The organism is Allopontixanthobacter confluentis, from assembly GCF_009827615.1.
GTDB lineage: Bacteria > Pseudomonadota > Alphaproteobacteria > Sphingomonadales > Sphingomonadaceae > Allopontixanthobacter > Allopontixanthobacter confluentis.
The window spans coordinates 955,884-968,551 of sequence record NZ_WTYU01000001.1 but is presented as its reverse complement, the minus strand read 5'-3'; the positions used below and the strand labels follow the sequence as shown (position 1 = coordinate 968,551).

General features: G+C 57.1%; 16 protein-coding genes. 7 read left to right on the top strand and 9 right to left on the bottom strand.

Annotated features, from left to right (window positions below; genetic code table 11):
* Positions 1 to 90: 90 nt before the first annotated feature.
* Positions 91 to 828 carry a TIGR02391 family protein gene (locus GRI44_RS04585; RefSeq protein WP_160600238.1) on the bottom strand — a complete coding sequence of 246 codons (738 nt, stop codon included), beginning with the start codon at positions 826 to 828 and terminating at the stop codon, positions 91 to 93.
* A 78-nt stretch (positions 829 to 906) separates the two neighbouring features.
* On the opposite strand from GRI44_RS04585, the gene GRI44_RS04580 reads away from it, so the two are divergent.
* Positions 907 to 1,698 (top strand): hypothetical protein, encoded by a 792-nt coding sequence (locus tag GRI44_RS04580; RefSeq protein WP_160600237.1) that lies wholly within the window; start codon positions 907 to 909, stop codon positions 1,696 to 1,698.
* Between the two features lie 508 nt (positions 1,699 to 2,206).
* Here the strand turns inward: GRI44_RS04580 and GRI44_RS04575 are convergent.
* The 4 genes from GRI44_RS04575 to GRI44_RS04560 all read right to left on the bottom strand — a co-directional run bounded on the left by GRI44_RS04575 (position 2,207) and on the right by GRI44_RS04560 (position 5,454).
* Entirely contained in the window at positions 2,207 to 2,398 is a 192-nt protein-coding gene (locus GRI44_RS04575) for a helix-turn-helix transcriptional regulator (RefSeq protein ID WP_160600236.1), read from the bottom strand.
* Between the two features lie 71 nt (positions 2,399 to 2,469).
* Positions 2,470 to 2,952, bottom strand: coding sequence for a hypothetical protein (locus tag GRI44_RS04570; RefSeq protein WP_160600235.1), 483 nt, complete (start codon positions 2,950 to 2,952; stop codon positions 2,470 to 2,472).
* The gene (locus tag GRI44_RS04565; RefSeq protein WP_202386136.1) at positions 2,949 to 4,325 is read right to left on the bottom strand and encodes a tyrosine-type recombinase/integrase; all 1,377 of its coding nucleotides are present in this window, start codon (positions 4,323 to 4,325) and stop codon (positions 2,949 to 2,951) included. Before GRI44_RS04565 ends, GRI44_RS04570 begins: the two co-directional genes overlap by 4 nt.
* 316 nt (positions 4,326 to 4,641) lie before the next feature.
* Positions 4,642 to 5,454: a hypothetical protein gene (locus GRI44_RS04560; protein ID WP_160600233.1), complete on the bottom strand. Its 813-nt coding sequence runs from the start codon at positions 5,452 to 5,454 to the stop codon at positions 4,642 to 4,644.
* A gap of 184 nt (positions 5,455 to 5,638) precedes the next feature.
* On the opposite strand from GRI44_RS04560, the gene ribH reads away from it, so the two are divergent.
* Positions 5,639 to 6,058 (top strand): 6,7-dimethyl-8-ribityllumazine synthase, encoded by a 420-nt coding sequence (gene ribH / locus GRI44_RS04555; protein WP_160600232.1) that lies wholly within the window; start codon positions 5,639 to 5,641, stop codon positions 6,056 to 6,058.
* Between the two features lie 19 nt (positions 6,059 to 6,077).
* On the opposite strand, the gene GRI44_RS04550 is transcribed toward ribH, so the two are convergent.
* The 3 genes from GRI44_RS04550 to eno form a co-directional block, all read right to left on the bottom strand.
* Positions 6,078 to 7,166, bottom strand: coding sequence for a hypothetical protein (locus GRI44_RS04550; protein ID WP_160600231.1), 1,089 nt, complete (start codon positions 7,164 to 7,166; stop codon positions 6,078 to 6,080).
* Position 7,167: 1 nt separating this feature from the next.
* Positions 7,168 to 8,226, bottom strand: coding sequence for a phosphotransferase family protein (locus GRI44_RS04545; protein ID WP_160600230.1), 1,059 nt, complete (start codon positions 8,224 to 8,226; stop codon positions 7,168 to 7,170).
* A 79-nt stretch (positions 8,227 to 8,305) separates the two neighbouring features.
* Positions 8,306 to 9,595: a phosphopyruvate hydratase gene (eno, locus tag GRI44_RS04540; protein WP_160600229.1), complete on the bottom strand. Its 1,290-nt coding sequence runs from the start codon at positions 9,593 to 9,595 to the stop codon at positions 8,306 to 8,308.
* Between the two features lie 183 nt (positions 9,596 to 9,778).
* Between eno and GRI44_RS04535 the strand changes: the two genes are divergently transcribed.
* The 5 genes from GRI44_RS04535 (at position 9,779) to GRI44_RS04515 (ending at position 12,102) form a co-directional block, all read left to right on the top strand.
* Entirely contained in the window at positions 9,779 to 10,384 is a 606-nt protein-coding gene (locus GRI44_RS04535; RefSeq protein WP_202386135.1) for a hypothetical protein, read from the top strand.
* Positions 10,385 to 10,456: 72 nt separating this feature from the next.
* The gene (locus GRI44_RS04530; RefSeq protein WP_160600228.1) at positions 10,457 to 10,864 is read left to right on the top strand and encodes a phage holin family protein; all 408 of its coding nucleotides are present in this window, start codon (positions 10,457 to 10,459) and stop codon (positions 10,862 to 10,864) included.
* Positions 10,861 to 11,205, top strand: coding sequence for a hypothetical protein (locus GRI44_RS04525; RefSeq protein ID WP_160600227.1), 345 nt, complete (start codon positions 10,861 to 10,863; stop codon positions 11,203 to 11,205). Before GRI44_RS04530 ends, GRI44_RS04525 begins: the two co-directional genes overlap by 4 nt.
* Positions 11,206 to 11,247: 42 nt before the next feature.
* On the top strand, positions 11,248 to 11,739 hold the full coding sequence (locus tag GRI44_RS04520) for a hypothetical protein (RefSeq protein ID WP_160600226.1): 492 nt from the start codon (positions 11,248 to 11,250) through the stop codon (positions 11,737 to 11,739).
* A gap of 123 nt (positions 11,740 to 11,862) precedes the next feature.
* Positions 11,863 to 12,102 (top strand): DUF4170 domain-containing protein, encoded by a 240-nt coding sequence (locus GRI44_RS04515; RefSeq protein ID WP_160600225.1) that lies wholly within the window; start codon positions 11,863 to 11,865, stop codon positions 12,100 to 12,102.
* Positions 12,103 to 12,199: 97 nt separating this feature from the next.
* Here the strand turns inward: GRI44_RS04515 and greA are convergent, their stop codons facing one another.
* Positions 12,200 to 12,667 carry a transcription elongation factor GreA gene (greA, locus tag GRI44_RS04510; protein ID WP_160600224.1) on the bottom strand — a complete coding sequence of 156 codons (468 nt, stop codon included), beginning with the start codon at positions 12,665 to 12,667 and terminating at the stop codon, positions 12,200 to 12,202.
* Position 12,668 lies beyond the last annotated feature (1 nt).

The window sequence follows — 12,668 nt, the reverse complement described above, 5'->3', positions numbered from 1 at the left end:
TTGGCGCGCTTTCTCGTCAAGAGTTCAAAGAGTTGTGCGTGCTTGGACGATGATTGACGATCAGCGTCCCCCAAAGAGCTTGCCCCAGCCCTATGCGGCTGCTTCTTCCTCGACACGAGTAGCGCCGTCGATAATGCGCGCGAGAAGGGACATGAGCATCAAGGCGTGGACCGCGTTTTCCTCGTCGGTCGGCCGAACTTCATGGGCATGAGGATTACGAAGGAACGATCTCCAACCCTGCATCAGCAGCATCGCCCCCCGCTGTAGGTTGCGGTCGGTGTCTGTTTCCAGGTTTCCTGCAACGAGCAATTGCGGATTATTGGGGCTGAAAATGCGCCCGATCTCCCCATCTGAGTCATCTGCCGCGCCTGCTTTGCGTTGGAAATGGGTAGCGAGATCGACGCAGTACGTTAGTATCAAAGCATGAAAATCTGGTTCGGCTTCACGTAGCGCCAACTCTAGGCGAGGTCGAAAGCGGGCGTGCAGGAATTCGTCGAACCCGCCGAGTTGGCCATCGGGCATCTCAGATGCGTATCGCTCAGCCTTCGCGAGAATGTCGGGCACATCGAACAATACAATGTCATACCAGTCGTTAGGCTCGCAAAAGCCAATGTGCCGCGCGAGAACGCCAATACGGCTATTTGGGAAGTCCTCGGGCAACAATCCTTGCAGAGCCTCCTTATGCGCGTTCAGCGCGGCCCGCAGGGTGCCTTTGTTCGCATCTTGCTCGTATTCATTGCGGTCTCGGATAGCGAGACCCGCGATCTCGATCAGCTTGCGGCAGTGTTCGCTCACCGAGGCCAGCCACTCAGTCGCTTCGTTCGCCATTCATCGCCTTCCATTCAGTTACAGACTTACTTGCAGGACAGCGTTGGCCCCGCGCGACACCAATGGTAGCCTCCTAAAATGACGAAGCAAACGCGAACGAAAGAGAAACGGAAAAAGTTTAATATTCCACCCGAGAGGAAGGTGGCGTCAGTTCGCGTCGATCATGACAAGAAGCAGATCGTTTTCATCACGAAGGATATGATCAAGAATCAGCTTCATCGGGACGGCCCCAAAATCAGGCGCACCTTCGACGTGCTGGCGAAGCCACACATCTCTGCCTGCAGCGAGTTATTTGGAGAGGCCGTGGGATTGATTGTCCGTCACCTGCCAAGGTTGGACGACGAGGACTACAAGGCCACCGTGTCACGATTGCTAAACAGCGCCGCCAACACCTACCTCGCCAGCATAGAAGTCGCGCGCCATGGTTATCGGCGTCAGTATGGAATGCTGGCGAGATCTTTCATCGAAACGATCGCGACAGTAATTGCAATAGCTATTGAACCGGATGCGCTTGAGCGGTTCCATGCAGGCAAGCTTCAATCAACAAAGTGTGTCGGTTGGGCAAAAGGCGTCGTCGCCCCTTTGGGAATGTATTACGGGATGCTCAGCAAGCAATTTGTGCATATCGGTCCCGCCCATGCCGCTTTCGAGCCAATAGCCCCCTACAGTGCCGAAGATGAAGCATTGGCTTTCATCATCAGTTCCATGCGCGGTAACGCTTGGTTGCTTTACCTGGCGGCTGAATTGGTCGCCCATGATGAAATCGGGTCGGCGCGATATTGGAAGGCGCTGGGCGGTGGAGCCGTCTCATACGATCCATCAGAGAAGGAGCGGGAATGGATGGCCGATTTCTTGGTCACGCCCGACTAGCTTCGTGTGCGTAGCCTCGCGCGCGCGCGCGTGATTGTTCATCATGGACATGATTGGAGAGGGCTGTGGCCCTCCTATTGATGCAAAAGACCGTTACCTGCATCATCGGCGAACCGTTCGCACTCTTCTTCAAGGTCCTGCGACGAAGCATTAAAATCCCGCCATCGCGTCAGAACTCCAACCTTGGTGAGTCTTACTTAAACTAAAGCCTCATGCATGATGGAAGGGGCTAGATCGTGGGCATAGGACGGCCATCCCCTGCTCTGGCGAAAGCCGATGCAGAGGACGGTCCGGCCATGCATGACGGTGCCAGGCTGAGTCATGCGGGCGCTGCCATGCCAGGGACGGCTGGTAGCTTGGTGGCTACTTAGAGGCGTTCCCCACCCCTACGATCGCCCTTCCACGTTTCGGACTGGGCCTGCCCTTTGATCGTATCCCACAGTAGGGCTGTATTGCTGAAATGCTGCCGTTTACCGACCATCCCAGCAAGGTATGCGGATTGGAGCAATCAGCCCCAATCCCTTCGACCTTCAAGAAACTCGTTCAGAACCGATTGCCTCAATGCCTTGCGGCCCGGGCTGATCTGCTCAAATTTCGGAAATTTGCCTGCGCGTTGAAGGCGACTGATGGTCGGAAAAGACAGGGTAGTGATCTCCCGTATGGTCGGGCGATCGAGAAAAGGGTCAAGCTCAGTGATCATAATGCAACCTCATGAATCGGGTTGGCATTGGATGCACCAAATCAGGCTTGATAACCTGAACTACAACTGGGCTACTTTTTGGGCCGAAGCTTGATCCATTTCCGGAACGTCTGCCAGCTAACCTTCTCTCCAAAGTCCCGACCGATTTCTGCGACGGCTTTCGCCGCTTGAACTTCCGCTACCCCAGCCTTCATTCCCATCTTCATGTGCTGAGATTTTAGCTGTCGCCCGAGCGCGGCCAGCGCGTTCCGACGGACCTGCTGGTCTTTGCTAAGCTTTGGACGGTTAGCTGGTCGCTTTCTGGTTTTCAGAGCAATGGCGATCAACTCTGCCACTTCCACGCTTAAGATCACTTCGCCCTTTTCGAGCAGGACTGCCTCCTCGACCTGCTCAGAGAATCCTGACGCGGCTTCCTCAACCAATCTCCATGGATCGCTGCCAAGCCCAATCTCTTCTAATGCCAGTCGCTCCTCTGCGGGGAAGCGGACGTTCAACGCCTCCTCCGGATCGTCAATCTGAAGAGCGGCCAAGCGGACAACTGGATCAACGCTCATGCTGACGCCTGCCTGATCGGCACGACCTTTTCACTTTTCGGCCCGATCACTTCGGCACGAATGAAATTCTCCCAAGCGTAGAGCGCCTCACGACGCCGTTCGAACAAGTCGAACTGGTTGTAGGTTCGCGTCAGTTTCGATGTGGTGGCGGAAGCAACGTGATTGAGAATTCGATCTGCAACTCCTGCGTCGATATTAAGCTTTGCACATGCCAGTGTCGTAAAAGTGGTCCGCAAATCGTGAACCGTCCAATGAGGCATTGGGACGGGGTCCACTGCTGCCTCGTTCGCGGATTCGATCCGCTGTCGATCAATTAGGGAATCAAGACGGCGCTTGGCCTTGGCAAAGCCAGAAATGGGCGTCTTCTCTGTGGTAGAAAACACAAACGGGCTTTTGGCCGGGCGACCCTTATCGTTGATTGCTTCCAGAATGATGCTTCGGGCGAGCGGGGGGATAGGCACCTTCAATGCACTTGCGTTCTTGGTGCGGCCTGCCGGAAGGGTCCAAATGCTCTCTGTCGCGTCTTCATCACCGAGTTCGATTTCGGAGATTGGGATTGCAGCCAACTCCTTCCGTCTCATGGGCAGCAAGATAACCAACCGGAGCCATGGTCCGAATGGGTATCCTAGCTTCTCCGTTGCGACCCAGATTTCCCGCAATTCATCGGTCGAATGGTAGCGGTCGCGAGACTTCTCTTGAGATGGTTTCGCAATGAAGCGCGCCGGGTTCTCCTGCACAATTTCTTCACGCAAACACCAATTGAAAAACGCGTTCGCATAGGCGAGTTGCCTGTTGGCCGAGATTGGAGACTCCGCTGCTCGGCTGCGAACCTTAGCCCGAATTTCCGCCCGGGTAATCGTTGACGGCTCCCGGTCTAGGAAAGTCGAAAGTAACCCGGACTTGCCATCAAGCGCGCGCCGAGTGGCGTCACCACTCCGGAGATTGCACAATTTCTCGCGTTCATATTGATCCAAGATTTCTGAAAGGGTCCTTCGGTTCTGCCTCGCGGTTTCCTCGTCCCTTCGAACCCGCGCAATCTCATCTGCGGGATCCACTCCTTTTCGAATGAGAGCTTTCCATTCAACAGCCTTCTGGCGGGCATCAGTTAGGGACAGTTCAGGAAACGTGCCGAGGGTTCGTCGGGTCGGGCTTGCTCCCAACTTAAACCGCGCCAGGAGAACGAAGCTGATGTGCGCGGCTTTGCCCTTCCGTCGACGATCACCTGATTCCACCGCGGCATCGCCCACGCGGACTCGCATCCCCTTAACGTGAGTATCGGAAATCTCGTATCGCTGCCCCTGCAGGGCTGGGATTAGGTTCTCTAACCGCTTTACGGTTAGCTCTTCCTTTGGCGTCGGCACCCTACCCTCCATCCTCTGGGCAACATCAGGGCAACAATTCACCTAAGCTTTATTGTTGCCCTGTGAAACGCGATGATATGGCAGGTCACGAAAGAAGCAAGGAAATCAGCGATTTTTTTGATTAAGGCGCGATGATTGAAACGCGCTGAAACGCGCTGAACGAGGCCAAGTCTTGCCTCTTAATCAGCGGGCCCTTGGTTCGAGCCCAAGTGCGTCCACCACAACTTTCATTGTAAAACAGCACATATTTCGTCATGCATTCGGATGAAGCAGCGATGTTGCAATCCCGTCTAATTGAAACCGGAACGCAGGCTGAGTGAAGGCGGCGCTATTTACGCCGCTGTTCGTAATCAATCCGGATACGGACCCACTCGCCGACCTTTGAGGTGCCACCAATACGCGGCGGGCGGACGCGGAACTGCCATGCTGCGGCCAGGACTGCGCGGGATAGGCCTGCGCCGCGCGGATATTCTGCCACGGGCACGCAATCTTCCACCTTGTAATTTGGCACGGTGCGGCAGGCGATGAGCGCCCAACCCGGGCCTGACGCTGTGGAGAGATAGCCTGCCAGTTCGTCGGGATAAGGCTCCCTGTACCACGCAGCGGCGTAAAGCGGTTCCCCGTTGGGTCCGGAACCTTCGACGCGCGCGCTGTCGCCGGGCCGCCCTACGGTGTCGGCAGGGCCGGTCATGTCGCCCCTGATGACGGCTTTTGCCTTGGGCTTTGCGGCGGAAGGTTCAGCCTTTGGCGCGGTTTCCTGCGGGCGAGGGTTGATGATGACGGGCGGCGCGGGCCGGTCAGGCGCAGCAATTTGCGGCAGTGCAGGGTTTTGCGGCGATACAGCTTCCTGGGATGCTTCGCGGGGCGCTGCCGTGGCAGCATTCTTTGGCGGTTCGGGCGTTTGACTGGCCTTTTCCGGTTCTTCATCCGGGGCTGGTGGCTGCGGCGGAGAAAAATCGAAACTTGCCAGTGCGGTGGATGGCGGCTGATTGCTGCCCATGGTGGCAGATAACGTCAGCAACAGCAGGATGATGAGGCCTTCCAGCACCAAAGCGGCAAGAATGCCCACCATCCGGCGGCCCAGCCCGTCGCGTATGCGGTCCGATAATGGCCGGTCATCAATATGGATTTGCTGGGGCAAGAAATGCGTTCTGCCTGATTGCTGGCACGACTGGCGTGCCGCCGGTTGAAACGTCCCAATGGCCGTTAATCATGCCGCTTGCAATCACGTGTTAAAAAGCTGCGCGTTTGGGGTAAATTATCTCCCTGCCTTCCCTATCGCGTGGGGGCGGGCTAACGCGCGTCGAATCCTTTAGGAGTATCCCATGGCGCGTTTTCTGATCGTCGAAGCCCGATTTTACGACCACCTCAACGATATGCTGGTAGATGGTGCCAGATCGGCATTGGAAGCTGCGGGCCACGAAGTGGAAGTGCTGACCGTGCCGGGTGCGCTGGAAATTCCAGGCGCGATTGCCATGGCATCGGATAGCGGCCAGTTTGACGCGTTTGTCGCAATCGGCGTGGTCATTCGCGGCGAGACATACCACTTTGAAATCGTTGCGGGTGAAAGCGCGCGCGGGATCATGGCGCTGACCATGGACGGGGTAGCGATTGGCAATGGCATCATCACTGTCGAAAATGAGGAACAGGCCCTCGCCCGCGCGGATAAAACGCGCAAGGACAAGGGCGGCGAAGCGGCAAAGGCGGCCATCGCACTGCTGGACCTGCGCAAAAAATTCGGCTGACCATCTGTCTGCCCCGGCCTTACGGGGCGTCAACAAATCCGGTCAGTCCCATGGGTGAATAGGGGCCGATAACCAGCTGTTCAAAGACCCCCGTGCCGGTTGCACCGCTATCGGTGGTGGCGCGGCACACGATCTGGACATGCAGGTTTTCCGGCGCCAAGGGATCAATCGCGTCGAGGGGGATATCCTCACGCTCGACTTCCAATCGCCCATGGTTCAGGCCATGGTTCCAGTCCGGCGAGGTATAGCCAAGCCCGCGCATCTGGAACCTTGCAAGTGGTTCTAAGGTGACAGATTTTGGCGCGCCCGCGACATCGATCGTAAGTTCCGCTGCCGCTGGCCAGCGTGTGCCCGGCACCAGTTGGGAACCCATTTCGCCATGCCCTTCCCTGATGCCGCCAGCGTCCACGCCGTCGGCTGCCCACGCAGCGCGGGTGTTCCAGGCCGTGCCATCAGGGTCAGCATTGAGATGCCAGAACAAGCTTCCCCCTGGCAGGTTGATCGGGGTCCATTGCCAGAAGAAACTGGGACTATCGATGCCCGGCATCGGCTGCGCATCACGCGCGCCGACTGGCCGCACGCCCCAGCTTCTGTCCCGGGTGCCGCAGGTTTCACTGCTGATGGTTTCGCGTTTGCCGTCCACTTCAATCCAGCCGGCATAGTGCCCGTTCTGGGTCATGCGCGTATAATCCATGAACGTTCGCGGTCCGATGCGATGGGTGAACCGCGGTTCCTCAATCGGGAATGCGCGACCTGTAAAGGTGATGTCCGCCGCAATTCCGTCCTGGCCATCCACTCTCAATCGCAATGCGTGCAGGGGTTCGATAATATCGATCCGGATTGGGCCGACGGACAAATCCATCCGTTCCATGCCCATTTCACGGCTTGCATGCACACAATGCTGGGTGCCGTCACGGATGACGCAAAAATGCGCGTCCGCAATATCGAGATGCGGGTAAATCCCCAGCGCCAATGCGAAAAAGCCGCTGCCATCGGGCGCGTAACCATTGAAGAAATAGCGGTCATAGAAATTGCGGTCGGTGCCTGCATAGGCCACCGGCTCGGCCGTCTGATGCAGAGGATATTCATCGCCGCGACTAAGAACCATGCTATTTCTCCAATATTGCCAATGCGTCCAGATCCCGCGTCAGTTCGGCGGCGCCCTGCGCCATCGACAGGAAAATCGCCTCGCTGCGGTCATTGTGTTCGACAAATGCCGCACTGAAAACTGCAGTGGAAATGCCATGCAATGCGCCGCGGGCATATCCTTCGTGCATGGCCTGATCGGACAATTGGGGGCCGCCGTGATGGGCCAGTTCCGCACGATAAAGCGCAAGCAGCTGTGACTCATGGTTGCGCCGCAGGTCAGGCGCGATGCCAGCGCCCATGAAATATCCGACATCGACCAAAGGATCGCCCGCAGCCAATGTCTGCCAGTCCAGTGTGGCCATCGGTTCTGCCCCGCCATTTATATCAAACAGGATGTTATCCAGCCGGAAATCCCCATGGATGATGCACGGCCCGGCAGGCAGCGCATCGCTGAACAGTGCTGACGATCTGGCGCCCAGCTGCGCGCAAATGTCGAGCAGCGCCGGTTCCATCCGGCCCGCATATAGCGCACAGAATTTCTCGGTAGCGGCCTTATAATGCGCGGCGGCAAAGGCGCGCGCTTGCGGTTCTGGCTGGACACATGGCAGGCCAAGCAAGGCGGCGTTGCCATAGGTTGGTCCGTGCAGCGCAGCAATCTGTGTGATGGCGGCAGAGGCCTGGGCAAAATTGCAGCTTGCCAGCTGGTCGCCCTGCTCTGCCGGTGCCAGATCTTCCATCAGAAGCAGGAAATCGCCGGTCTCACCATCCCATTGCGCGCAATATACCGCCGGCGTGCGGATGGTGACATGGGGCGAAACGGTGGAATAGAAGCCGACTTCCTTTTCATATAGCTTCAGCATCCGTGCAGTTGCAAGGCTGGTAGGGTCAGCGGCAGGGAATTTTGCGGCAATGCTTGGCGGGCCGGTATGGCCGGGGGCATAGGTCAGATTGATGCGGGCGCTGTCACCCACCAGCCCGGCGCCAATCGGTGCCCAGGTAAAATCAGCAACTTGCGCGTCCAGAATTCGTGAAAGATAGGCTGTGCCCAATTGCTCGGGCGAAACCGGAAAATCTGCCAAATCCCTCTCCTCCGCAGCAACCTTATGCTGCCGCGGAGGAGAGGGCAATTCGCAATTCAAACTTGATGACCGGGGGTTATTATTGGCCCGACAACCGGCCAAAGCATCCGCGCCCAGCGTAAACGGCGCTGGCGCCCAGTTCTTCCTCGATGCGGATGAGCTGGTTGTATTTTGCCAGCCGGTCAGACCGGGCCAGGCTGCCGGTTTTGATCTGCCCGCAATTGGTCGCCACAGCCAGATCGGCGATGGTCGCATCTTCTGTCTCGCCAGACCTGTGCGACATGACAGACGTGTAACCGGCACGATGCGCCATACTGACAGCTTCCAGGGTTTCCGTCAGCGTGCCAATCTGGTTGACCTTGACCAGCAGCGAATTGGCCAGCCCCTTGTCGATGCCCATTGCAAGGCGTTTGGGATTGGTAACGAACAAATCATCACCCACCAGCTGGACCTTATGGCCGACATTGTCAGTCAGCGCTTTCCAGCCATTAAAATCATCTTCATCCAAACCGTCTTCAATCGAACGAATTGGATAATCGTCGCATAATTTGGCGAGATACGCCGCCATCTCGTCGGGTGACAGTGACTTGCCCTCGCCCGAAATCTCGTATTTTCCGTCGCGGAAAAATTCCGATGCGGCACAGTCCAGCGCCAGCACTATGTCTTCGCCGGGTTTGAAGCCGGCTTTTTCGATCGACGCCATGACGAAGTCCAGCGCATCGCGTGTGCTGGCCAGGTCGGGGGCAAACCCGCCTTCATCGCCAACCGCTGTGGCAAGGCCTTTTTCCGACAGGCCTTTTTTCAGCGTATGGAACACTTCTGCGCCCCAACGCACCGCTTCCGCCATATCATCCGCGCCGATGGGCATGATCATGAATTCCTGAATGTCGATCGGATTATCGGCATGTTCGCCGCCATTGATGATGTTCATCATCGGCACTGGCAAAACGTGGGCTGATACGCCGCCAACATAGGCCCAAAGCGGCATCCCGCGCGCGGCCGCTGCTGCCTTGGCGATGGCCATGCTGGTGCCCAGAATGGAATTGGCCCCCAGGCGCGACTTGTTTTCCGTCCCGTCGAGATCAATCATCGCCAGATCAACATCGCGCTGGTCTTCTGCATCTATTCCCAGCAGCATATCGGCAATCTCGCCATTAACGGCGTCAACCGCCTTGGTGACACCTTTGCCGAGGTAACGGGCGGGGTCACCATCGCGCAGTTCCACTGCCTCATGCGCGCCGGTGGATGCGCCTGACGGGACTGCGGCACGGCCAAAACTGCCATCTTCCAGCAGTACGTCGACCTCTACCGTGGGGTTGCCCCGGCTATCGAGAATTTCGCGGCCATGGATGTCGATAATTGCAGTCATGTGGGGCAATGCTCCGGTAACAAGTGTTGCATTTCGCTAATACACCCCAATATTGCTCTGATCAGGGTTCGCATGGTGCTTTATGCACCGGAACAAAGCGGCGCAAGTTGCGTTGGATAATTGAAGTATCGGTATCGCCAGACGGGCGGTCTGAAATAGTTTTCGAGGGTAAAGGAATTCATCATGGCACAGGCCGGAACACCATCATCAAAACCTGAAGCAGCTAACAGGACAATTGCACCTGAAGTATCGCTTGAACCAACAGGCACCCCAACCAGCAACACCGCAGAAGCCAAGACGCGCTTCAACGCTGCGCTTGATGAAGCCAAGGCTGGCGCTGCTGCTTTGAAAGCTGAGGCAACCACCCGCGCAACCGCTTACAAGGCGCAGGCCAAGGGCAAGTCGCACGATCTGATGGGCGATGCCAAGGCCTATGGCGCGGATGCCAAGATCAAGGCCGCTGACCTTGCTGGCGAAGCGAAGGTCAAGGCTGGCGATCTGGCTGTTGAAGGCAAGGCGAAAGCCAGTGACGCGATTTCCGGCCTGGGCAAAATGGTTGCCGATAATGCCGGACTGATCGATGACAAGCTGGGCGCGAAATATGGCGACTATGCTCGTTCCGCCTCGCGCAGCCTGCAGGATACAGCGGCCAAGCTGGATGCCAAGACGGTTGATGAACTGAGCGAAGATGCACGAGCCATGGTGCGCAAGAGCCCCGCTGCCGCAGTGGGTATTGCAGCTGTAATCGGCTTCATGTTTGCGCGTCTGTTTAGCGGAAGCAAGGATTAATAATGTTCGCAGTACGGCCAGCGCAGGCATTCTGTTTTGCGCTGGCCGGACTGGCAATTGAAGGGGCAGTTCATGCTTGATGACGGACTGCCCGATAACGGGCACGATGGTGAGGCGGAGTTTTCGGCAGCAGAAGCATCCTATAGGGGTGGTTCGCTGTCTGATGATTTGATCGCGATATTTGACGACGGCAAGACATATGTCAGCGCCGAACTGGCGTTTCAGAAATCCCGCATGTCCTTCGCGGCAGATCGCGGAAAAAGCGGCGCCCTTTATGGCGTAGTAGCATTTGCCTTGCTGCATCTGGCGCTTGTGGCGCTGGTGGTCGGGGCGATTTTTGCGCTTTCGCCTATCCTATCGCCATGGGGTGCGACTGCCGTTGTGGTGGGCGCACTGGCGCTGTGCGGGATCGTTTTTGCCATGATGGCAAAATCCCGCTTTGCGCGCATGGCCGATGCATATGCGGAGACACGGGAATGAGCGAAGACAAGTTCCGCAGGTTGAAAGAAGACCGCGCGTTGAGAGACGCATCGCTTGCCTTGTTAAAAGCAGACGTGGCAAATTTGCGCGCTGATCTTTCCGGCAAGGGTATTGGTGACAGGCTCATGGGCCGCATCAGCGAAGGCGCAGTCGATGTGTTCGACGAGGCAGTCGACGTAGCGAATAATAACCGGGGTGTTCTTGCCACGCTTATCGCTGCGATCCTGGTGTGGTTCGCACGCAATCCGATCATCTCCCTGTTTACCGATGACGAAGACCGTGATGGTCGCGCTGCGAATTATGATGACGAAGATTACCGACAAGAACCTGATGCGGCATGACGCCGCTGGGTTCTTTCGGACAAATTTCCTGGAGAGATTTCAATGACGACTGACGAAAAGCGCGAAGAATTGCGCGAAAAGATCCAAGCTGGTGAAGCGCGCAATGCGGAACGCACTCTGGGCGAATATGCCCGTGATGCGAGCGAAAAAGCGACCGATTTTGTGAAGGAACATCCCATTGCTACCGTCGCTGGCGGTCTTGCAGTGGGCGTTCTTCTGGCAGCAATCATTCCGGGCCCGGGCCGACGCCTGAGCAAAAAAGTCGGCACGCGCGCAGCGTCATTTGCAGCGCTCGCAGCGGAACTTGGCCTTACTTATGGCACCGGACTGTTGGACAGTGCCGGATCTGCAGCCCGCCATGGTCAGGACAGGCTGGGCGATCTCGGTGACACCATCAGTTCGACCGCACGTGGACTGAGGCGCGATGCTTCCAGCCGCGCTGCAGATGCGGGCGATACAGCATCCATGTTTGGCCGCACTGTAAGCAACAAGGCCAACCGCACGCTCAGGAACCTGCGTGGCCGGATTGGCTGAGGCCAGTTTTGAAACTGTCTAAGGGCAGTTTGTAAAAAATGTGATCGGCGTAGCGGGGTTGCCTGCTGCGCCGATTTCTTTATGGGCCGCGCACGAGCTTCCCCAGGTTGATAAGGTAATTTTATGTCGGACCCGAAATCGAAACAGCTTCTCCATCTCGTTATGGGCGGCCGGGTGAAAGATCCCCGCACACTGGAGTTTCAAGACCCGCACAGCGTGCATGTGGTCGGGGTTTACCCCAGTTATGATGAAGCGGTTGATGCGTGGCGCTCACAAGCGCAGCGTACGGTTGATGATGCCGAAATGAAATATGTGATTGTTCATTTGCACAAGCTGCTCGATCCTGAAGCGCTGGGGAAATAATACAGGCACAGGCAGCCCGAGGCGCGAAGCCCGGTCGGCCTTCCTGAAAGGACGGCGCGGCGAAGCAGGCCAACTGGCCGCTTCGCCGCTGAAGTCTTCAGATGAATTCGATTTTCTTTACCAGATAGAACTTGTCGCCTGACGGAACCGCGACTTCTATTTCATCTTCCACATTCTTGCCAATCAATGCCTTGGCCAGCGGCGAATTGTACGAAATCCGGCCTTTTTTGGCGTCCGCTTCGGTCTGGCCAACGATCTGGTACTTCACCGGCTCGTCATTCTCATCCAGCAAGGTCACGGTCGCACCGAAAATGATGCGGTCACCCGAAAGGGTCGTCGGATCGATGATCTGGGCGCGCGAAACCTTGCTTTCGATATCGGCGATTTGCGCTTCTACCTGGCCCTGGCGTTCCTTGGCCGCGTGATATTCGGCGTTTTCCGAAAGATCGCCATGGGCACGCGCTTCTTCAATCGCGTCCACAATCTTCGGACGTTCCGCGCGCAAGACCTTGAGATCGGCCGTCAGCCGTTCGTAGCCTTCCGCAAGCATCGGAACTTTTTCCATC

Excerpts from the sequence above, each read along its gene's own strand:
- GRI44_RS04585 (WP_160600238.1), bottom strand. The coding sequence starts at position 828 with ATGGCGAACGAAGCGACTGAGTGGCTGGCCTCGGTGAGCGAACACTGC.
- GRI44_RS04580 (WP_160600237.1), top strand. The coding sequence starts at position 907 with ATGACGAAGCAAACGCGAACGAAAGAGAAACGGAAAAAGTTTAATATT.
- GRI44_RS04575 (WP_160600236.1), bottom strand. The coding sequence starts at position 2,398 with ATGATCACTGAGCTTGACCCTTTTCTCGATCGCCCGACCATACGGGAG.
- GRI44_RS04570 (WP_160600235.1), bottom strand. The coding sequence starts at position 2,952 with ATGAGCGTTGATCCAGTTGTCCGCTTGGCCGCTCTTCAGATTGACGAT.
- GRI44_RS04565 (WP_202386136.1), bottom strand. The coding sequence starts at position 4,325 with ATGGAGGGTAGGGTGCCGACGCCAAAGGAAGAGCTAACCGTAAAGCGG.
- ribH (WP_160600232.1), top strand. The coding sequence starts at position 5,639 with ATGGCGCGTTTTCTGATCGTCGAAGCCCGATTTTACGACCACCTCAAC.
- GRI44_RS04550 (WP_160600231.1), bottom strand. The coding sequence starts at position 7,166 with ATGGTTCTTAGTCGCGGCGATGAATATCCTCTGCATCAGACGGCCGAG.
- eno (WP_160600229.1), bottom strand. The coding sequence starts at position 9,595 with ATGACTGCAATTATCGACATCCATGGCCGCGAAATTCTCGATAGCCGG.
- GRI44_RS04535 (WP_202386135.1), top strand. The coding sequence starts at position 9,779 with ATGGCACAGGCCGGAACACCATCATCAAAACCTGAAGCAGCTAACAGG.
- GRI44_RS04530 (WP_160600228.1), top strand. The coding sequence starts at position 10,457 with ATGCTTGATGACGGACTGCCCGATAACGGGCACGATGGTGAGGCGGAG.
- GRI44_RS04525 (WP_160600227.1), top strand. The coding sequence starts at position 10,861 with ATGAGCGAAGACAAGTTCCGCAGGTTGAAAGAAGACCGCGCGTTGAGA.
- GRI44_RS04520 (WP_160600226.1), top strand. The coding sequence starts at position 11,248 with ATGACGACTGACGAAAAGCGCGAAGAATTGCGCGAAAAGATCCAAGCT.
- GRI44_RS04515 (WP_160600225.1), top strand. The coding sequence starts at position 11,863 with ATGTCGGACCCGAAATCGAAACAGCTTCTCCATCTCGTTATGGGCGGC.
- greA (WP_160600224.1), bottom strand. The coding sequence starts at position 12,667 with ATGGAAAAAGTTCCGATGCTTGCGGAAGGCTACGAACGGCTGACGGCC.